Source organism: Pseudomonas sp. PSPC3-2 (assembly GCF_049897085.1).
GTDB classification, from domain to species: domain Bacteria; phylum Pseudomonadota; class Gammaproteobacteria; order Pseudomonadales; family Pseudomonadaceae; genus Aquipseudomonas; species Aquipseudomonas paraveronii.
The window spans coordinates 36,440-55,225 of the sequence record NZ_JAFCVO010000012.1; the positions used below are offsets into that span (position 1 = coordinate 36,440).

The following is an 18,786-nucleotide window of genomic DNA, read 5'->3' on the forward strand; positions in this document are numbered from 1 at the left end:
ACGTTGAAACGCTGTTCACTGTGGGAGGGGGCTTGCCCCCGATAGCGCCGTCAGCTACACCACAAGCCCCGGGCTAATTGCCTCACCCCCAGCCACCCGGTAAAGTGCCGCTCCCCCCGCAATGCCCGAGGCAGCCCCCATGACCCAGACCTTTGATATCGCCGTGATCGGCGCCACCGGCAGCGTCGGTGAAACCCTGGTGCAGATCCTCGAAGAGCTGGCTTTCCCGGTGGGCACCCTGTATCTGCTGGCGGGCAGTAACTCTGCGGGCGCATCGGTGCCGTTCCGTGGCAAGAACGTGCGTGTGCGGGAAGTCGATGAGTTTGATTTCAGCAAGGCGCAACTGGCGTTTTTCGCGGCCGGCCCGGCGGTGACCCTGAGCTTCGCCCCGCGTGCCACGGCAGCCGGCTGTTCGGTGATTGATTTATCGGGCGCATTGCCGGCCGCGCAGGCGCCTCAGGTGGTGCCGGAAGCCAATGCCCATGTGCTCGAAGGTTTGAAAAAGCCGTTCCAACTCGGTAGCCCGAGCCCGTCCGCGACCAACCTGGCGGTGGTCCTGGCGCCGCTGCGCGGCGTGCTGGATATCCAGCATGTCAGCGTTACCGCCAACCTGGCAGTGTCTGCTCAGGGCCGTGAAGCGGTCAGCGAGTTGGCGCGCCAAACCGCCGAGCTGCTGAATGTGCGCCCCCTGGAGCCCAAATTCTTTGATCGGCAGATGGCGTTCAACCTGCTGGCACAAGTCGGCACGCCGGACGCCCAGGGTCATACAGAGCTGGAGAAACGCCTCGTACACGAACTGCGCGCCGTGCTGGAAACTCCTTTACTAAAGATTTCCGCAACTTGCGTTCAAGCCCCGGTGTTTTTTGGCGATAGCTTGACTGTGTCTTTGCAATTGGGCTCGCCGGTCGACCTCGCCGTCGTCAACCGCGTTCTCGACGCTGCAGCGAGTATCGAGCGGGTGGAGGAGGGGGATTACCCGACTGCCGTGGGCGATGCCGTCGGCCAGGATGTAGTCTACGTCGGCCGAGTGCGTGCGGGAGTGGACGATCCGGCGGAACTAAATCTGTGGTTGACGTCAGATAACGTGCGCAAAGGCGCCGCACTGAATGCGGTGCAGCTGGCGCAGTTGTTGATAAAAGGCCTTGTGTAAAAGATACTTGGCGGCAATTTGTAGATTGATTCTAACCAGGCGCTATGCTTGGCCCCAAGCAGGAACAGTTGCGCGTCGGTAACCTATCGGCTCGCCGTGCCTTATGGCAGCGGTTACCAACCTTCTCGCAGGCCGGGGAGTGTTCAAACAAAGGATGAGGCTATGGTTCAAGTTCGCAAACTGGTGTTAGCAATAGCGGCCGCCTCGGCGCTGTCCTCCGGTATGGCGCAGGCGCTGCAGCTTGGGGAGATGACCCTCAAGTCGAAGTTGAACCAGCCATTGTCGGTGGACATCGAATTGCTCGACGTCGGCGGCCTCACGGCCGCCGAGATCACCCCGAGCCTGGCATCGTCCCAGGCGTTTGTGGATGCGGGGGTCGATCGCCAGGCGTTCCTCAATGACCTGACGTTTACGCCGGTGATCAACCCGGCCGGGCGCAGTGTGGTGCGTGTCACGTCGAGCAAGCCGCTGCCTGATTCCTACGTGCGTTTCCTGCTGCAAGTGCAATGGCCGAATGGCCGCCTGATGCGTGACTACAGCGTGTTGCTCGACCCGGCCAAGTTCGACCCATCGACGCCGACCAACACCGCGGCCACGCCTCGTTTGAGCGCACCCGCAGTGAGCGTGCCCGCCCAGCACACCACCACGGCCCATGACACGCTGTGGGAAATCGCCGAAAAGCATCGCAATGGCGCTTCGGTGCAGCAGACCATGCTGGCGATCCAGGCGCTCAACCCTCACGCTTTTGTCGATGGCAACATCAACCGTCTGAAAACCGGTCGCGTGCTGCGCCTGCCGGATACCGTACAAAGCACGGCGCTGCCACAAACCAAAGCCATTGCCGAAGTGACCGCGCAGAACGCTGCCTGGCGCCAGGGCCGTCGCGCCGCGACCAATCAAGCGGCTGGCAAGCAGCAGCTGGACGCGACTAAGCGCACCCAGGCAGGCAATGCGCCAGCTAGCACCAATGCCAAGGACAGCTTGAGCCTGGTTTCGGCCGAAGCGGCCAAGAAGGGTGCGAAGGGTAAGTCGGGTGATGGCCGGGCCCTGGGCGACAAACTGGCGATGGCCCAGGAGCAGCTCGACACGACGCGCCGTGACAACGAAGAACTGAAAAGCCGCGCAGCAGACCTGCAGAGCCAGTTGGACAAGCTGCAAAAGCTGATCCAGCTCAAGAACGATCAACTGGCCAGGTTGCAGTCTGAAAAAGGCGCTCCGGCAGCCCAGGCAGCAGCGGTCATGCCTGCGCAGTTGGCTGGTGAGCCGCCCGCCACTGTGGTCGTGCCCGTCGAAGCGGCAGCCACTGCGGCCCCGGCGTCCGAGCCGATCAAGCCTGACGCAGTGCCTGCGACCAGCGAAGACAAATTCAACGAGCTGCTGACCAACCCGATCGTCCTCGGCGTCATTGGCGGTGCGGCTGGTCTGGTGGTGGTGTTGCTCCTGCTGTTGTGGGCACGTCATCGCAATGCCCGTCGCGCAGAAGAAAAGCACGTGCGCATGGCCCGCGCCCTGGCTGAAGAGCCGGAATTTACCTCGAATATCGACCTTGATCTGCCACCGGACAGCTTCGCTGGCCTGGAAGTGCCGGCACCGAACGTCACGTTGGCTGCCGCGCCTACGCCTACGCCTACGCCTACGCCGGCGCCTGTCGTCGCACCGGCTGCGGCGCCGAGCGTAGCCTCGGTGCTTGCGCCCCTGGCTGTCGCCGTAGCGCCGGAAAACGCCAATGATGCGCTGGTGCAGGCGCAGTCCCATATCGACCGCGGTCACTTGAACCAGGCGGCCGATGTATTGGAGCAAGCCATCAAGTACGAAACAAAGCGCAGCGACTTGCGCTTGAAACTGATGGAAGTCTACGGCCTGCAAAACGACAAGGACGGTTTCATCACCCAGGAGCGTCAACTGGTGGCCAATGGTGAAAACCATGCCCAGGTCGAGCAGCTCAAGTCGCGCTTCCCGGCCATGGCCGTGTTGGCAGCGGGGGTGAGTGCCGCCGTGGCCGCCGCTGCGCTGGACGCTCAATTCGTCAAGGATCTGATGGAAGATAAGCCGGCTTCCGTGCCGGAAGCTGAAGCAGAGGCGTTCGACACTGATTTCGATCTGAGCCTGGACGAGCTGGAGGCAGCTTCACCGGCAGCGGTGGACAATGCCGATCAGCAGACCTTCGAGGCGCTGCTGCAGCAAGAGACCGAAGCCAAGCCAGCCTCGGAAGACCTGTCGGACTTTGATCTCGACCTGCAGTTGGAGCCGCCGTCTTCCCAGTCCGATGACGACTTCCTTTCGGGGCTCGAAGATCAGATGAAGGATGTGTCGCCGGTCGAACCGCCGACCCTGACCCCGGCCGCCCTGGACGACCTCGACTTGCCGGAAGACTTCGACCTGTCCCTGGCCGACGAGCCGGAGGCCCCGGCGGCCCCGGCGGCCAAGCCCGATGCGTTCTCCTCGGAACTGGATGACGTCAACGCCGAACTCGATCGTCTGTCCCAGAGCCTGGAAAGTCCACCGATCGAACCGTCTTTCACCGCCGAAGATGCGGCGTTGGGTGGTGATGAGCCGGAGTTCGACTTCCTCTCCGGCACCGATGAAGTCGCCACCAAGCTGGACCTCGCCCAGGCCTATATCGACATGGGCGATGCGGATGGCGCGCGGGATATCCTTTCCGAAGTGCTGACCGAGGGTAGCGAAACCCAACGCGGCGAAGCCAAGGAAATGCTTGGCCGACTGGCGTAATCGCCAAGGGTTAACCCAGACGGCGGCCTTCGGGTCGCCGTTTTACGTTGCCGCCACCAAACACATGGCGTCTGGGGCGCAGCGCCTTATAATGCCCGCCTTTGCGCAACTCATCAGGCTCTCAGTTCTTGGCAAATATAGATAACCCGGCTGCCGAAATGGCGGCTGCAGGCTTTTACCGCATCGCCCTGGGCGTGGAATACAAAGGTTCGCGCTATTGCGGCTGGCAGCGCCAGGCGTCCGGCGTGCTGACGGTGCAGGAAACCCTGGAAAAGGCCCTGTCCAAAGTCGCTGACTCGCCGGTTTCGCTGATGTGCGCCGGGCGCACCGACGCGGGCGTACACGCCTGCGGCCAGGTGGTGCACTTCGATACTCAGGCCGAGCGCTCGATGAAGGCGTGGGTGATGGGCGCTAATATCAATTTGCCCCATGACGTCAGTGTCAGTTGGGCGAAGGTCATGCCGGCGCATTTTCATGCGCGCTTCAAGGCTATCGCCCGGCGTTACCGCTATGTGATCTACAACGATCAGATCCGCCCGGCGCACCTCAACCAAGAAATCACCTGGAACCACCGCCCGCTGGATGCCGAGCGCATGGCCGAAGCCGCGCAGCACCTGGTTGGCGTCCACGATTTCAGCGCGTTCCGCGCCGGCCAGTGCCAGGCCAAGTCGCCGATCAAGGAAGTCCATCACCTGCGGGTCACGCGTCACGGCAAGATGATCGTGCTGGATATCCGCGCCGGGGCGTTCCTGCACCATATGGTGCGCAACATTGCCGGTGTGCTGATGACCATCGGCACCGGCGAACGCCCGGTGGAGTGGGCCAAGGAAGTGCTGGAGAGCCGCATTCGCCGTACCGGCGGTGTCACGGCGCATCCGTTTGGCCTGTATCTGGTGGAGGTGGAGTATCGCGACGAGTTCGAGCTACCGCAGCGCTTCGTCGGGCCACACTTCCTCACCGGTTTCAGCGAACTTGACGGCTGACGCCCGGAAAAGCTTTTGTTACCATCCGGGACTTTCTCGGTTCAACCCCTGAGGTTTCTACGACATGTCAGCCGTTCGCAGCAAGATTTGTGGGATTACCCGCATAGAAGACGCGCTGGCGGCAGTCGAAGCGGGGGCGCACGCCATCGGTTTCGTGTTTTATGCCAAGAGCCCGCGGGCGGTGAATGTGCTGCAGGCGCGGGCGATCATCGCTGCGCTGCCGCCGTTTGTGACCACCGTGGGCTTGTTCGTCAACGCCAGCCGTTGCGAACTCAACGAAACCCTGGATGCTGTGCAACTGGACATGGTGCAGTTTCACGGCGATGAAACCCCTGACGAGTGCGAAAGCTACCAGCGCCCGTATATCAAGGCGTTGAGGGTCAAGGCCGGGGATGATATCGCGGGCGCCTGCGCTGCCTACACCAGCGCGCGCGGGATTCTGCTGGACACCTACGTCGAAGGTGTACCCGGCGGCACCGGCGAAGCCTTCGATTGGTCGCTGATCCCCGAGGGGTTGAGCAAACCGATCATCCTGGCCGGCGGGCTCACCCCCGCCAATGTCGCGGCGGCGATCGAGCAGGTTCGACCGTATGCCGTGGATGTCAGCGGTGGAGTAGAGCAGGGCAAGGGCATCAAGGATCACAGCAAGATTCGCGCTTTCTTGCAGGCTGTGCGCAACAGCAACGGCGCGATGTGACGGCTGGCAGTCTGCCGCCGTCCATAACTATCACTGTGTAAAACGGCCCGGTGCCGCCTGCGGGAGGCCCGGAAATGAAGTGGCAACCCTGCGCTGGCAGGTTGTCTGGAAGGCTGAGGATGCATGCGGGAAATGGCCGGTCGAACGTCTGACCCCGTCCAGCATGTGTCATTGCCACATATGAATTTAGCTCAAGGGCATACGCGGGGCTGTGTTCAAGCCACCGGTACTGGAGAAAGAAAGCATGAGCAACTGGTTAGTAGACAAACTGATCCCTTCGATCATGCGTTCCGAGGTGAAGAAAAGCTCGGTTCCTGAAGGTCTGTGGCACAAGTGCCCATCCTGCGACGCGGTGCTGTACCGCCCGGAGCTGGAAAAGACCCTGGACGTTTGCCCCAAGTGCAACCACCACATGCGTATCGGCGCTCGCGCCCGCATCGACATTTTTCTCGACGCCGACGGCCGTAACGAGCTGGGCGCCGACCTGGAACCGGTTGACCGCCTCAAGTTCCGCGACGGCAAGAAGTACAAGGATCGCCTGACCGCTGCTCAGAAGCAGACCGGTGAGAAGGACGCGCTGATTTCGATCAGCGGCAAGCTGCTGGGCATGCCGGTGGTGGTGTCGGCGTTTGAATTCTCCTTCATGGGGGGTTCCATGGGCGCCATCGTCGGTGAGCGTTTTGTGCGCGCTGCCAACTACGCCCTGGAAAACCGTTGCCCGATGATCTGCTTCTCCGCCTCCGGTGGTGCGCGCATGCAGGAAGCCCTGATCTCCCTGATGCAAATGGCCAAGACCTCCGCGGTGCTGGCGCGTCTGCGGGAAGAGGGTATCCCGTTCATCTCCGTGCTGACCGACCCGGTGTACGGTGGTGTGTCTGCCAGCCTGGCGATGCTGGGCGACGTGATCGTCGGCGAGCCCAAGGCCCTGATCGGCTTTGCCGGCCCGCGCGTCATCGAGCAGACCGTTCGTGAAAAACTGCCGGAAGGCTTCCAGCGCAGCGAATTCCTGCTGGAGCACGGCGCGATCGACATGATCATTGCCCGTGCCGAGCTGCGTCCACGCCTGGGTAGCCTGCTCGCGCAAATGATGGGCCTGCCGACGCCAGTCTACGTCGCGCCGAAGGTTGAACCGATCGTCGTGCCGCCGGTGCCTGCAAACCTATGACCCAACGTACCCTGGGCGAATGGCTCGCCTACCTTGAGCAGTTGCATCCGTGCGCCATCGACATGGGTCTGGAGCGCTCGCAACAGGTAGCGGCACGCCTCGGGTTGGGCCGTCCGGCGCCGCGAGTGATCACGGTGACCGGCACCAACGGCAAAGGCTCGACCTGTGCCTTTGTCGCAGCGCTGCTGCAGGCCCAAGGGCTGAGGGTCGGCGTGTACAGCTCGCCGCACCTGTTGCGCTACAACGAGCGAGTGCAACTCAATGGCGTCGAAGCCACTGACGAGCAACTTTGCGAAGCCTTTGCCGCGCTCGATGCCGGGCGCGGCGAGATTTCCCTGACGTACTTCGAGATGGGCACCCTGGCGGCGTTCTGGCTGTTCGAACGGGCGCACTTGGATGTGGTCGTGCTTGAAGTGGGCCTGGGCGGGCGTCTGGACACGGTCAACGTGGTGGATGCCGACCTGGCGCTGGTCACCAGCATTGGCGTCGACCATGTCGACTATCTGGGTGATACCCGTGAGTCCGTGGCCTATGAAAAGGCCGGGATCTTCCGTCAGGGCAGGCCTGCGCTGTGCGGTGACCTGGACCCGCCGCAGACGTTGCTGGACAAGGTGCGGGAGCTGGATTGCCCGTTCTTTCTGCGTGGGCGCGAGTTCAATCTTGAAGTGGGCGCTGAGCATTGGCAGTGGCGCGGGCGTGATGCGCGCGGCCAACTCGTGGAGCTGCATGACCTGCCGCTGCTGAACCTGCCGATGGAAAACGCCGCGCTCGCCCTGCAGGCCTATCTGCTGCTGGGCCTGCCGTGGGACCCTGCGCAGATTGCTCGTACATTGCTGGCTACGCGGATCGTCGGGCGCCTGGACCGCCGTGCTTTCGACTGGCAGGGCAAGCGCCTCAACCTGCTGCTGGATGTGGGTCACAACCCCCACGCCGCCGAATACCTGGCGCAACGCCTGTCGCGTACAGCGCCGGTCGGTCGCCGCCTGGCGGTGTTCGGCTTGCTGGCCGACAAGGATCTGGAGGGCGTCGTTGCGCCGTTGCTGGCGAATGTCCAGGCCTGGGCGGTTGCGCCCCTGGACACGCCGCGCAGCCGGCCGGCCGCTGAGCTTGAGGTTGCCTTGCAGAACCTTGGTGCGCGCGTGACGTCATATGCAAGCGTCACTGCGGCCCTTGAAGCGCAGTGTGCGGTTGCCACGCCCGATGACGAGATTCTGTTGTTCGGGTCATTTTATTGTGTTGCCGAGGCGCTCGAATGGTTGGCCCGGCGCTCCACGGAGGAAGCTGCACATGGCATTACTGGATAGCGCATACAAGCAGCGAATGGTCGGCGCCCTGGTGCTGGTGGCCTTGGCGGTGATTTTCCTGCCGATGCTGTTTTCCCGTCAGGATGAGCAGCGCCAGGTGGTTGTCGAGGCTCCGGCATCGCCCCAGGCGCCGGCAGTGCCTCAGGTACAGGTTGAGCCGGTGGTGGTGCCTGAGCCGCAGGCATTGCCTGAAGAGCCGGTGCCGACCGATGAGGACCTGGCCGCGCAACCGGCTCCGTCGATGCCGGTGCAGCCGAGTGTGCCTGTGGCCAAGCCGGCGCCCGCTGTCGCCGCCAAGCCTGCCGCGCCAGCGCCTGCGCCCAAGCCGGTCGCGCCGCAACCTGCCGCGCCGGGCAAGCCGGACGTGGGGCAGAGCCGTATCGATCCGAATGGCCTGCCGATCAGTTGGTCGATCCAGCTGGCCAGCCTGGCCAATCGCGAAAGCGCCGAGGCCCTGCAGAAAAAACTGCGCAGCCAAGGTTACAACGCCTACATCCGCAGCGCCGATGGCAAGAATCGCGTGTTTATCGGACCGCTGATCGAGCGTGCCGAGGCAGACCGCCTGCGCGACTTGCTGGGTCGCCAGCAGAATCTCAATGGCTTTGTGGTGCGTTTCCAGCCTGAGCGCGGCTGAGTTCACGCCGATCTAGGCTTGGAATGCAGTCAAGTGTGGGAGGGGGCTTGCCCCCGATGGCGGTCGATCAGTATCGGTTGTGCTGACTGATCCACCGCCATCGGGAGCAAGCCCTCTCCCACTTTGGTTTTGTGTGGGGCTTGAAATGGGCTTGAATCGTCACAAACTATTGATTTGCAAAGCACCCGCAATCACCGCTTACCGATAGCCCGGCGCTCTGCTAAAATGCGCCGCCTTATCTGTCCGTAGGCTGCACCGTGCCATTTACCTGGGTTGATTGGGCGATCGTCGCAATCGTCGCCATCTCCGCTTTGATCAGTCTAAGCCGCGGCTTCGTAAAAGAAGCACTGTCGTTGCTGACCTGGATCATCGCAGGAGTCGTCGCCTGGATGTTCGGCGGTTCGCTGTCGGTCTACCTGAGCGGATACATCGAGACACCTTCGGCTCGCGTCATCGCGGGCTGCGCCATCATGTTCATCGCCACGCTGCTGGTGGGAGCAATGGTCAATTATCTTATTGGCGAATTGATACGTGTCACCGGCCTCTCCGGGACCGATCGATTTCTCGGCATGGCCTTCGGCGCTGCGCGTGGCGCGTTGCTGGTGGTCGTGGCGGTCGGGCTATTGAGCCTGGGGCCGGTACAGCAGGATTCGTGGTGGCAGGAGTCGGTACTCGTGCCAAAATTTCTATTGGTTGCAGATTGGTCCAAGAACCTCATATTGGGGTGGAGCAGTCAGTGGCTGGCCAGCGGGATCAGCATGCCCGCTGATCTTCCGTTCAAGGAGCACCTCTTACCGGCCAAAACGCCTCAGTAAGCAGTGTTCAGTCAAGATTCATTAAGTAGGGGTTGCGTCGCATGTGTGGCATCGTCGGTATCGTCGGTAAGTCGAACGTCAATCAGGCGCTGTATGACGCGCTAACCGTCCTCCAGCACCGCGGCCAGGACGCTGCCGGTATTGTGACCAGCCACGACGGCCGGTTATTCCTGCGCAAGGATAATGGCCTGGTACGTGATGTGTTCCATCAACGTCACATGCAGCGCCTCGTCGGGCACATGGGCATTGGCCATGTGCGTTACCCGACTGCCGGTAGCTCGACCTCGGCCGAAGCTCAACCGTTTTACGTCAACTCGCCTTACGGCATCACCCTGGCGCACAACGGTAACCTGACCAACGTTGAACAACTGGCCAAGGAGATTTACGAATCTGACCTGCGTCACGTCAACACCAATTCCGACTCGGAAGTGCTGCTCAACGTGTTCGCTCACGAACTGGCCCAGCGCGGCAAGCTGCAGCCGACCGAAGAAGACGTGTTTGCCGCCGTGACCGACGTGCATAACCGTTGCGTCGGTGGTTACGCGGTAGTGGCCATGGTCACCGGGTACGGCATCGTCGGTTTCCGCGACCCGCACGGCATCCGCCCGATCGTGTTCGGCCAGCGTCACACCGACGAAGGCGTCGAGTACATGATCGCCTCCGAAAGCGTGTCCCTGGACGTGCTGGGCTTCACCCTGATCCGCGACCTGGCGCCGGGCGAAGCGGTGTACATCACCGAAGATGGTAAGCTGCATACTCGCCAGTGCGCTGTGGCACCGAAACTCACCCCGTGCATCTTCGAACACGTCTACCTGGCGCGTCCGGATTCGATCATCGACGGTGTTTCGGTGTACAAGGCGCGTCTGCGCATGGGCGAGAAGCTGGCCGACAAGATCATGCGCGAGCGCCCTCAGCACGATATCGACGTGGTGATCCCGATCCCGGACACCAGCCGTACCGCCGCGCTGGAGCTGGCCAACCACCTGGGCGTCAAGTTCCGCGAAGGCTTCGTCAAGAACCGCTACATCGGTCGCACGTTCATCATGCCTGGCCAGGCGGCGCGCAAGAAGTCGGTACGCCAGAAGCTCAACGCCATCGAGCTGGAATTTCGCGGCAAGAATGTGATGCTGGTGGATGACTCCATCGTGCGTGGCACCACCTGCAAGCAAATCATCCAGATGGCTCGCGAAGCCGGCGCCAAGAACGTCTACTTCTGCTCCGCAGCGCCCGCCGTGCGTTACCCGAACGTGTACGGCATCGACATGCCGAGCGCCCACGAACTGATCGCCCACAACCGCACGACCCAGGACGTGGCCGACCTGATCGGCGCCGATTGGCTGATCTATCAGGACCTTTCCGACCTGATCGAAGCGGTCGGCGGTGGCAAGGTCAAGATCGAGCAGTTCGACTGCGCGGTGTTCGACGGTAAATACGTGACCGGTGATGTCGATGAGGCTTACCTGAACAAGATCGAGCAGGCGCGCAACGACTCGTCGAAGATCAAGACCCAGGCGGTCAGCGCGATCATCGATCTGTACAACAACTGAGTAAACACCGGCCCTGAGGGGCCGGTTTTGTATCTTAAATAAAGAATTGAGTAAGGAGTCGCAGCATGAGTCAGGAATGGGATGCCGGTCGGTTGGACAGCGACCTCGATGGCGTAGCTTTCGATACCCTGGCTGTGCGCGCCGGCCAGCACCGAACGCCGGAAGGTGAGCACGGTGATCCGATGTTCTTCACCTCCAGCTACGTGTTCCGCACTGCTGCTGACGCCGCTGCGCGTTTTGCCGGTGAGGTGCCGGGCAACGTCTATTCCCGTTACACCAACCCGACCGTGCGCGCGTTCGAAGAGCGTATCGCCGCACTGGAAGGCGCTGAGCAGGCGGTCGCCACGGCGACCGGCATGGCGGCGATCCTGGCGGTGGTGATGAGCCTGTGCAGCGCTGGCGACCATGTGCTGGTGTCGCGCAGCGTGTTCGGTTCAACCATCAGTCTGTTCGAAAAGTATTTCAAGCGCTTCGGTATCGAAGTGGACTACGTGCCTTTGGCGGATCTTTGCGGCTGGGATGCGGCAATCAAAGCCAATACCAAGCTGCTGTTCGTCGAGTCGCCGTCCAACCCGCTGGCCGAGTTGGTGGATATCGCCGCGCTCTCGCAAGTGGCGCATGCCAAAGGCGCCATGCTGGTGGTCGACAACTGCTTCTGCACCCCGGCGCTGCAACAGCCGTTGAAGCTGGGCGCGGACGTTGTCGTGCATTCGGCGACCAAGTTCATCGACGGCCAGGGCCGTTGCATGGGTGGGGTGGTGGCAGGTCGCAGCGAGCAGATGAAAGAAGTGGTGGGGTTCTTGCGTACTGCTGGCCCGACCCTGAGCCCGTTCAATGCGTGGATCTTCCTCAAGGGCCTGGAAACCCTCAGCCTGCGGATGAAGGCCCATTGCGCCAATGCCCAGGCGCTGGCCGAGTGGCTGGAACAGCAGGACGGTATCGAGAAGGTTCATTACGCCGGTCTTAAGAGCCATCCGCAGCACGCGTTGGCCCAGCGCCAGCAGCGTGGCTTCGGCGCCGTGGTGAGTTTTGAAGTGAAAGGCGGCAAAGAGGGCGCCTGGCGCTTTATCGATGCGACGCGCCTGATCTCCATCACGGCCAACCTGGGTGACAGCAAGACCACCATTACCCACCCGAGCACGACGTCCCACGGTCGCTTGGCGCCACAGGAGCGTGAAGCGGCGGGCATTCGTGACAGCTTGATCCGCGTCGCGGTAGGGCTCGAAGACGTGGCTGACTTGCAGGCTGACCTGGCTCGCGGGCTGGCAGCCTTGTGATCGAGTGGGCCATTGACGCTGCTGCGGCCGGTAACGGGCGCGTCGCGCTGGTGACGGGTGCCGCCCGGGGCATTGGCCTGGGCATCGCTGCATGGCTGATCAGCGAGGGCTGGCAGGTGGTGTTGGCCGACCTGGACCGCGAGCGCGGCTCCACGGTGTCCAAGGTGCTCGGTGAGAATGCCTGGTTTATCACCATGGACGTGGCCGACGAGAAACAAGTCGCCCAAGGCGTCGCCGAAGTGCTTGGGCAGTTCGGACGCCTGGATGCGTTGGTGTGCAATGCTGCAGTGGCTGACCCGCGTAATATCACCTTGGAAAGCCTCGATCTGGCCTCCTGGAATCGCGTGCTGGCGGTGAACCTCACCGGCCCGATGTTGCTGGCCAAGCACTGTGCGCCGTACCTGCGTGCCCATGGCGGTGCAATCGTCAACCTGGCGTCGACCCGGGCTTGGCAGTCGGAGCCGGACACCGAAGCCTACGCTGCGAGCAAGGGCGGCGTGCTGGCCCTGACGCATGCCTTGGCGATGAGTCTTGGCCCGGAAGTACGGGTCAACGCCGTCAGCCCTGGCTGGATCGATGCGCGTGATCCGGCAGCCCGTCGCGCAGAGCCGTTGACTGCCGCCGATCACGCCCAGCATCCGGCGGGTAGGGTTGGCACGGTGGAGGACGTGGCGGCGCTGGTGGCATGGTTGCTGTCGCGCCAGGCCGGCTTCGTCACCGGGCAAGAGTTTGTCGTGGACGGTGGCATGAGCAAGAAGATGATTTACAGCGAGTAGGGTGGGTAGCCGTCTTGAAGCAATTTTGTCTTTTTCAGAAAAACTTCAAGCAGGCTATTGACTTAGGTCCGCTATCTGCGTAAATTTCGCGGCCTCAACGAAGCAAAGGGTGATTAGCTCAGCTGGGAGAGCATCTGCCTTACAAGCAGAGGGTCGGCGGTTCGATCCCGTCATCACCCACCACTTCTTGAGAGTTTTGCCTTTGGGCAAGACGCAACGTTAAAGGTTGCACCGACGCGCAGCGGTAGTTCAGTCGGTTAGAATACCGGCCTGTCACGCCGGGGGTCGCGGGTTCGAGTCCCGTCCGCTGCGCCATATTTTCCAGGTTCGACGTGTCGAGCTTGAGATTGAACAGCCAAGGCTGATCAATCAGATGTTTAAAGACGGTTGAGGGTTTACGCTCAGCCGGTCAAGCGATACGCAGCGGTAGTTCAGTCGGTTAGAATACCGGCCTGTCACGCCGGGGGTCGCGGGTTCGAGTCCCGTCCGCTGCGCCATATCTGCTTCAAGGCTCACTGAACGCCTTGCAGCACAAAGAAAGCCTTTGGCTATCTTTGATCCGATAGCAAAGACCCTGGTCGAAAGACCGGGGTTTTTTGTGTCTGCGATTTGGCTCTGATCAGCAGGTTTCTGCAAGCCGCCTCGATCCCCGTGGGAGCTGGCTTGCCTGCGATGGCATCGACTCGACCTCTTCATGAGTCCGCCGTGTCGGCATCCCAGGCAAGCCGCCCAATCAGAACCCCAGCTTATCCCGCAGCCCGTAATACCAGGCGCCCATCGCGGCAAACGGCGTGCGCAATAGCTGTCCGCCCGGGAACGGGTAGTGCGGCAGGTCGGCAAACGCGTCAAAACGCTCTGCCTGGCCTCGAAGGGCCTCCGCCAGTACTTTGCCCGCCAGGTGTGTGTACGTTACGCCGTGGCCGCTGCAGCCTTGGGAGTAATAGATGTTGTCGCCCAGGCGACCGACTTGCGGCAAGCGCGACAGGGTCAGTAGGAAATTGCCTGTCCAGGCGTAATCGATCTTTACGTCCTTGAGTTGCGGGAAAGCCTTGAGCATTTTTGGGCGGATGATCGCTTCGATATTCGCCGGGTCCCGCGCGCCATACACCACGCCACCGCCGAAGATCAGGCGCTTGTCGCTGGTAAGGCGGTAGTAGTCGAGTAGGTAGTTGCAGTCTTCGACGCAGTAGTCTTGCGGCAATAGGGTCTTGGCCAGCTCATCCCCCAGCGGCGCGGTGGTGATCACTTGTGTGCCGCACGGCATCGACTTGGCCGCCAGTTCTGGCACGAGGTTACCCAGGTAGGCATTGCCGGCGACAATGATGAACTTCGCCCGGACCTTGCCCTCGGCGGTGTGGACCACCGGGTTGGCGCCGCGCTCGATGCGCACTGCCGCCGACTGCTCATAAATCGTACCGCCGAGGGACTCCACGGCTGCCGCTTCGCCCAGTGCCAGGTTAAGCGGGTGAATATGCCCGCCGCTCATGTCCAGCAGGCCGCCGATGTAATTGTCACAGGCCACCACCTCGAGGATGCGCCGCTCATCCAGCAACTCCAGTTGCGTATGGCCGTAACGCTCCCACAGGCGCTTCTGCGACTCCAGGTGGTCCATGTGCTTGCTGTTCAGTGCGGCAAATACCCCGCCGTCCTTCAGGTCGCACTGGATCTGATACTTGGCCACCCGCTCGCGAATGATCTTGCCGCCCTCGAACGCCATTTGCCCCAGCAGTTGCGCTTGCTTCGGCCCGACGCTGCGCTCGATCACATCGATATCGCGGCTGTAGCTGTTGACGATCTGCCCGCCATTGCGGCCTGACGCGCCAAACCCCACCTTTGCCGCCTCCAGGACCGTCACGCGAAAACCGTTCTCCAGCAGAAACAGCGCGCTTGAGAGGCCGGTGTAGCCGGCACCAATCACGCAAACATCTGTTTCGACTTCACCTTGCAGTACTGGGCGAGGCGGAACCGCATTCGCGGACGCGGCGTAATACGACTGGGGGTAGGGCGTGTTCGCCATCCTGGAGCCTCTGTTTTATATTTTTTACGAGTGCCCGGATCCTACCTGAGTTGAAAATTGCCTGCCAGCCGCCCGAAAAATACGGATGTACTGACCGAAAATAAAAAATTCGCATATTCATAGGGTTAGCTGCAAAAAAGATGTTGACAGCCCTCCGGAATTCCGTAGAATGCCGCCTCACAGCAGGCACGTAGCTCAGTTGGTTAGAGCACCACCTTGACATGGTGGGGGTCGTTGGTTCGAGTCCAATCGCGCCTACCAAACAAAATCCGCTCTGCTGGGCGGTCTAGAAGGGCTCACCGAAAGGTGGGCCCTTTTTTGTTGTCTGGAATTTTTGGCACAGCTTCGCCACACCCGTTCACGACGGACGATGAAGCGGGCGATCAGAAGAAAAGCTGAGCCACCGCTAGCAGGCAGATGATTTGGACGAACATTTGGCCGAGAATCTCGCCATTGAACGTTTCCATATGTGTTTGTCCGGCGTACATAGGGCCTTGCCTCCCTGTCGGTAACATTACCGTGAGCAGCGGTGCACGAACCGTGCAGCTACTTTGTTGAGTGTAGTGGCTGAATGAGAATCTTCACGCCGGGCCGACACAAGGCAATCACTCACAAAATTTATTGGTTTGCAGCAACAATTTTTCTTGTTGGACACCTCCCGCCCCCAGGCAGCAAAGTTGCCGCCATCGACGCTCGACCTTCCAGGTCAACAATAAAAAACCGAGCCGACTGCACGCCACTTCCTGCTGTGAACCCTTTGTTCACATCCTGCTGTCATTGGCGCCGCAGCGCGCGTTAAAGGACCTCACCGCCATGCAAACTGTTGTGAACTTATGGCCGCTGATCGGCGTGCTTGTGATCGTAGTTGGCTTTGTCTTGCGCTTCAATCCGCTCTTGGTGGTCACCGCCGCCGCCATCGCCACCGGGTTGGCTGCCCATTTCCCGCTGGAAAAAATCCTCGCGACCATGGGCAATGGCTTTCTTCAGACTCGCGCCCTGCAATTGATCCTGTTATTGCCCCTGGCGGTGATCGGCTTGCTGGAACGCCATGGCTTGCGCCTGCATGCGCAGAACTGGATCGCGCGTTTTGAACGTGCCACGGTCGGGCGCTTGCTGATTATTTACCTGTTTGTGCGCGAGTCGACGGCGGCCATGGGGCTGACCAGTCTCGGCGGGCATCCGCAGATGGTGCGACCGCTGCTGGCGCCAATGGCTGAAGGTGCGGCGGAAAAACGCTACGGCAAACTGCCTGACAAGCAGCGTCACAAGGTGTTGGCGATGTGTGCAGCCACCGATAACGTCGGGCTGTTTTTTGGCGAAGACATCTTTGTCGCGTTTGGTGCGATTGCGTTGATGCACACCTTCCTGCTGGGTTTGGGGATTGATGTGGAGCCGCTGCACATTGCGGTGTGGGGCATTCCTACGGCGATCTGCGCCTTCATTATTCACGCGGTCCGCCTGCATCGGTTCGATCGACGATTGACCCGTGAGATGACCGCCGTCGCCACGCCAGTGGAGGCTGCGCAATGATCATTTCCATTCAATACTTGTACTGGCTGGCCGGTGTGTTGTTGCTGATCACTGGGGGCATGATCCTGCTCGATCGCAGCCACCCCAAGCGCTGGTCCAGCGCGTTGTTCTGGCTGTTGTTCGCCATTCCGTTCCTGGCGGGGGAGCGCTTGCCGTCGGTGGTGATCGGCGCGGGCGTAGTGGTCATGGCGTTGATCGCCGGTTTGGGTGGCGTGGGGCGTGGCACCCATGCCCAATTGCACGACAAGGCGTCTCGAGCGAGTGCCGGTCGCCTGGGCCACAAGTTGTTTATCCCGGCGCTGGCGATTCCCCTGGCTACGGTGATTGGCTCGGTCTTGCTCAAGCACACCGAGATCGGCGGCGTACCGTTGCTGGACCCGAAAAACACCACGTTCGTCTCTCTGGGGATCGGCTGCCTGATTGCCCTGGGCCTGGCCTGCTGGCTGACTCGCGATACGCCGGTGCAAGCCTTGCGCGAATCCCGTCGCCTCACCGAGGCCCTGGGTTGGGCCATGGTGCTGCCGCAGATGCTGGCAATGCTCGGGCTGCTGTTCAACGAGGCCGGGGTCGGCACTGCGGTTGCCCACGTCACCACCACTTACATCAACCTGGATTTCAAGTTGGTGGCGGTGATGGTTTACGTGCTGGGCATGGCGCTGTTTACGGTAATCATGGGTAACGGCTTTGCCGCGTTTCCGGTGATGACTGGCGGCGTCGGCGTGCCGGTGCTGGTCGGCATCTACGGTGGCAACCCGGCGGTGATGGCGGCGATCGGTATGTTTTCCGGCTATTGCGGTACGCTGATGACCCCGATGGCGGCCAATTACAATATTGTGCCGGCAGCGTTGCTGGAACTGCCGGACAAAAACGCGGTGATCAAGGCGCAGTTGCCGACCGCGTTGATGATGCTGGTGGTCAATATTGTCCTGCTTTATCTGTTGATGTGAGGTCAGGATGCACACCTTACTGCTGGCGGATTCAAGCCCTTCGCTCAAGAGCTCGTGAACCTGTCGTGGGACGCTATGCGGCAGTTGGGTCGCGTGCGCTGTCCCGCCGCCGGAGCTCTGCTGGCGTTTACAAGCGCCGAGGTGATCCGTAGATTGCATCGGGCCTATTTTTGTCGCCTACAAGGAAGCCACGCCGTGTCCATCCCCGGTCCTGCTGTATTTGCCCAGCGTTACCGCGCCTTCCTGTTCGATATGGACGGCACCTTGCTCAACTCCATTGCGGCTGCAGAACGGGTTTGGAGTATCTGGGCTGAACGTCATGGCCTGGATGTGGCGGCGTTCCTGACCACCATTCATGGCGCCCGCGCGATCGATACGATCAAGCGTCAGGCGCTGCCCGGAGTCGACCCTGAGGCTGAGGCGCAATGGATCACCGAGGCTGAGCTGAATGATGTCGAAGGGGTCGTGGCGATTCCCGGCGCCGTGGCGTTCTTGAGCGGTGTGCCCGGTGATCAATGGGGGTTGGTGACGTCCGCTCCCAGGGAGTTGGCGCTACGGCGCCTGCAGGCGGCGGGCATCAGTCCGCCGGCTGTGTGGGTGACGGCCGAAGATGTCGACAACGGCAAGCCCGACCCCTCCTGCTATGTGCTCGCCGCGCAGCGTCTGGGTGTCGCGGCCCAGGACTGCCTGGTGTTTGAAGATGCAACGGTGGGGATTCGAGCGGGGGAGGCGGCGGGCGCGGACGTGATGGTTGTGACTTCGACGCACCTGACCCTCATGGTGACGGCACATGCTTCGATCGACGGGTATGAACAGTTTCAGGTGCAGCGCGACGCTGAAGGCTTGCTGCGCGTCGAGCGCCGAATGGATTGAGAGGAAAGGCTGCGCCCACTACCGGCCCTGGCCTTCTTCGCAAGTGCTTGGTGCGCCGGGCACCTGCAACGGATAACTTTTCACCCCCTGGCGCGATAGCACCATCTCCCTGAGTATCTCGTTGGCAAGTCGGGCAATCGCTTCTTCGCCGCCATAGTGCGCGCGCACGATGCCGGTGATTGTGAAGTGGTCGGTGTTCGGGCCGCTGAGAATGGCTGAAAGGGTGCCGTCAGTATGCAATGTGCAGGCGACCTTATAGCTGGGTAAGCGTGATGCCAGTGCAGATTCGATTTGGGATTTGCTCAGGGTGTCCATCGGCTTCAGCGCCTTTCAACTGACCG

At 61.5% G+C, this 18,786-nt stretch carries 16 protein-coding genes and 4 tRNA genes; 18 read left to right on the forward strand and 2 right to left on the reverse strand.

All coding sequences use genetic code 11. From position 1 onward, the window contains the following. Positions 1-139: 139 nt before the first annotated feature. The 14 genes from ACP7CJ_RS19920 (at position 140) to ACP7CJ_RS19985 (ending at position 13,575) form a co-directional block, all read left to right on the forward strand. Positions 140-1,150, forward strand: a complete 1,011-nt coding sequence (locus ACP7CJ_RS19920) for an aspartate-semialdehyde dehydrogenase (protein WP_276194066.1) — start codon at positions 140-142, stop codon at positions 1,148-1,150. Positions 1,151-1,312: 162 nt separating this feature from the next. After that, a complete protein-coding gene (locus ACP7CJ_RS19925; protein ID WP_426101245.1) occupies positions 1,313-3,880 on the forward strand; it encodes a FimV/HubP family polar landmark protein in 2,568 nt (855 codons plus the stop codon). 158 nt (positions 3,881-4,038) lie between these two features. Then, positions 4,039-4,863 carry a tRNA pseudouridine(38-40) synthase TruA gene (truA, locus tag ACP7CJ_RS19930; RefSeq protein WP_276197968.1) on the forward strand — a complete coding sequence of 275 codons (825 nt, stop codon included), beginning with the start codon at positions 4,039-4,041 and terminating at the stop codon, positions 4,861-4,863. 64 nt (positions 4,864-4,927) lie between these two features. Further along, positions 4,928-5,560: a phosphoribosylanthranilate isomerase gene (locus ACP7CJ_RS19935; protein ID WP_276194064.1), complete on the forward strand. Its 633-nt coding sequence runs from the start codon at positions 4,928-4,930 to the stop codon at positions 5,558-5,560. A 244-nt stretch (positions 5,561-5,804) separates the two neighbouring features. Continuing rightward, positions 5,805-6,725 carry an acetyl-CoA carboxylase, carboxyltransferase subunit beta gene (gene accD, locus ACP7CJ_RS19940; protein WP_276194063.1) on the forward strand — a complete coding sequence of 307 codons (921 nt, stop codon included), beginning with the start codon at positions 5,805-5,807 and terminating at the stop codon, positions 6,723-6,725. After that, positions 6,722-8,029, forward strand: coding sequence for a bifunctional tetrahydrofolate synthase/dihydrofolate synthase (gene folC, locus ACP7CJ_RS19945; protein ID WP_426101247.1), 1,308 nt, complete (start codon positions 6,722-6,724; stop codon positions 8,027-8,029). Before accD ends, folC begins: the two co-directional genes overlap by 4 nt. Then, positions 8,013-8,663 (forward strand): SPOR domain-containing protein, encoded by a 651-nt coding sequence (locus ACP7CJ_RS19950; protein ID WP_276194061.1) that lies wholly within the window; start codon positions 8,013-8,015, stop codon positions 8,661-8,663. The genes folC and ACP7CJ_RS19950 overlap by 17 nt, the downstream gene beginning before the upstream one ends. 257 nt (positions 8,664-8,920) lie before the next feature. After that, positions 8,921-9,478, forward strand: coding sequence for a CvpA family protein (locus tag ACP7CJ_RS19955; RefSeq protein WP_247403593.1), 558 nt, complete (start codon positions 8,921-8,923; stop codon positions 9,476-9,478). Between the two features lie 41 nt (positions 9,479-9,519). After that, positions 9,520-11,025, forward strand: coding sequence for an amidophosphoribosyltransferase (gene purF / locus ACP7CJ_RS19960; RefSeq protein ID WP_276194060.1), 1,506 nt, complete (start codon positions 9,520-9,522; stop codon positions 11,023-11,025). A 65-nt stretch (positions 11,026-11,090) separates the two neighbouring features. Beyond that, a complete protein-coding gene (locus ACP7CJ_RS19965; RefSeq protein ID WP_276194059.1) occupies positions 11,091-12,302 on the forward strand; it encodes an O-succinylhomoserine sulfhydrylase in 1,212 nt (403 codons plus the stop codon). An 11-nt stretch (positions 12,303-12,313) separates the two neighbouring features. Beyond that, positions 12,314-13,078, forward strand: a complete 765-nt coding sequence (locus ACP7CJ_RS19970; RefSeq protein ID WP_426101391.1) for an SDR family oxidoreductase — start codon at positions 12,314-12,316, stop codon at positions 13,076-13,078. Positions 13,079-13,185: 107 nt separating this feature from the next. Beyond that, positions 13,186-13,261: transfer RNA gene (locus ACP7CJ_RS19975), tRNA-Val, on the forward strand. Between the two features lie 55 nt (positions 13,262-13,316). Continuing rightward, positions 13,317-13,393: transfer RNA gene (locus ACP7CJ_RS19980), tRNA-Asp, on the forward strand. Between the two features lie 105 nt (positions 13,394-13,498). Next, a tRNA-Asp gene (locus ACP7CJ_RS19985) sits at positions 13,499-13,575 on the forward strand. Between the two features lie 236 nt (positions 13,576-13,811). Here ACP7CJ_RS19985 and ACP7CJ_RS19990 read toward each other — a convergent pair. Next, entirely contained in the window at positions 13,812-15,095 is a 1,284-nt protein-coding gene (locus ACP7CJ_RS19990; protein WP_276194058.1) for an NAD(P)/FAD-dependent oxidoreductase, read from the reverse strand. A 184-nt stretch (positions 15,096-15,279) separates the two neighbouring features. On the opposite strand from ACP7CJ_RS19990, the gene ACP7CJ_RS19995 reads away from it, so the two are divergent. From ACP7CJ_RS19995 to ACP7CJ_RS20010, 4 genes are all read left to right on the forward strand, one after another. Beyond that, positions 15,280-15,356: transfer RNA gene (locus ACP7CJ_RS19995), tRNA-Val, on the forward strand. A 552-nt stretch (positions 15,357-15,908) separates the two neighbouring features. Next, positions 15,909-16,625, forward strand: coding sequence for a DUF969 domain-containing protein (locus tag ACP7CJ_RS20000; protein WP_276194057.1), 717 nt, complete (start codon positions 15,909-15,911; stop codon positions 16,623-16,625). Further along, entirely contained in the window at positions 16,622-17,572 is a 951-nt protein-coding gene (locus ACP7CJ_RS20005; RefSeq protein WP_426101249.1) for a DUF979 domain-containing protein, read from the forward strand. Before ACP7CJ_RS20000 ends, ACP7CJ_RS20005 begins: the two co-directional genes overlap by 4 nt. Positions 17,573-17,767: 195 nt before the next feature. Further along, complete coding sequence (locus ACP7CJ_RS20010; RefSeq protein WP_426101251.1) at positions 17,768-18,445, forward strand: HAD-IA family hydrolase; 678 nt, start codon at positions 17,768-17,770, stop codon at positions 18,443-18,445. Between the two features lie 18 nt (positions 18,446-18,463). Here the strand turns inward: ACP7CJ_RS20010 and ACP7CJ_RS20015 are convergent, their stop codons facing one another. Next, the gene (locus ACP7CJ_RS20015) at positions 18,464-18,760 is read right to left on the reverse strand and encodes a hypothetical protein (protein ID WP_426101253.1); all 297 of its coding nucleotides are present in this window, start codon (positions 18,758-18,760) and stop codon (positions 18,464-18,466) included. Positions 18,761-18,786 lie beyond the last annotated feature (26 nt).

What these genes read in the sequence shown, in the direction of transcription:
- ACP7CJ_RS19920 (WP_276194066.1), top strand. Translation starts at nt 140, where the DNA reads ATGACCCAGACCTTTGATATCGCCGTGATCGGCGCCACCGGCAGCGTC.
- ACP7CJ_RS19925 (WP_426101245.1), top strand. Translation starts at nt 1,313, where the DNA reads ATGGTTCAAGTTCGCAAACTGGTGTTAGCAATAGCGGCCGCCTCGGCG.
- truA (WP_276197968.1), top strand. Translation starts at nt 4,039, where the DNA reads ATGGCGGCTGCAGGCTTTTACCGCATCGCCCTGGGCGTGGAATACAAA.
- ACP7CJ_RS19935 (WP_276194064.1), top strand. Translation starts at nt 4,928, where the DNA reads ATGTCAGCCGTTCGCAGCAAGATTTGTGGGATTACCCGCATAGAAGAC.
- accD (WP_276194063.1), top strand. Translation starts at nt 5,805, where the DNA reads ATGAGCAACTGGTTAGTAGACAAACTGATCCCTTCGATCATGCGTTCC.
- folC (WP_426101247.1), top strand. Translation starts at nt 6,722, where the DNA reads ATGACCCAACGTACCCTGGGCGAATGGCTCGCCTACCTTGAGCAGTTG.
- ACP7CJ_RS19950 (WP_276194061.1), top strand. Translation starts at nt 8,013, where the DNA reads ATGGCATTACTGGATAGCGCATACAAGCAGCGAATGGTCGGCGCCCTG.
- purF (WP_276194060.1), top strand. Translation starts at nt 9,520, where the DNA reads ATGTGTGGCATCGTCGGTATCGTCGGTAAGTCGAACGTCAATCAGGCG.
- ACP7CJ_RS19965 (WP_276194059.1), top strand. Translation starts at nt 11,091, where the DNA reads ATGAGTCAGGAATGGGATGCCGGTCGGTTGGACAGCGACCTCGATGGC.
- ACP7CJ_RS19990 (WP_276194058.1), bottom strand. Translation starts at nt 15,095, where the DNA reads ATGGCGAACACGCCCTACCCCCAGTCGTATTACGCCGCGTCCGCGAAT.
- ACP7CJ_RS20000 (WP_276194057.1), top strand. Translation starts at nt 15,909, where the DNA reads ATGCAAACTGTTGTGAACTTATGGCCGCTGATCGGCGTGCTTGTGATC.
- ACP7CJ_RS20005 (WP_426101249.1), top strand. Translation starts at nt 16,622, where the DNA reads ATGATCATTTCCATTCAATACTTGTACTGGCTGGCCGGTGTGTTGTTG.
- ACP7CJ_RS20015 (WP_426101253.1), bottom strand. Translation starts at nt 18,760, where the DNA reads ATGGACACCCTGAGCAAATCCCAAATCGAATCTGCACTGGCATCACGC.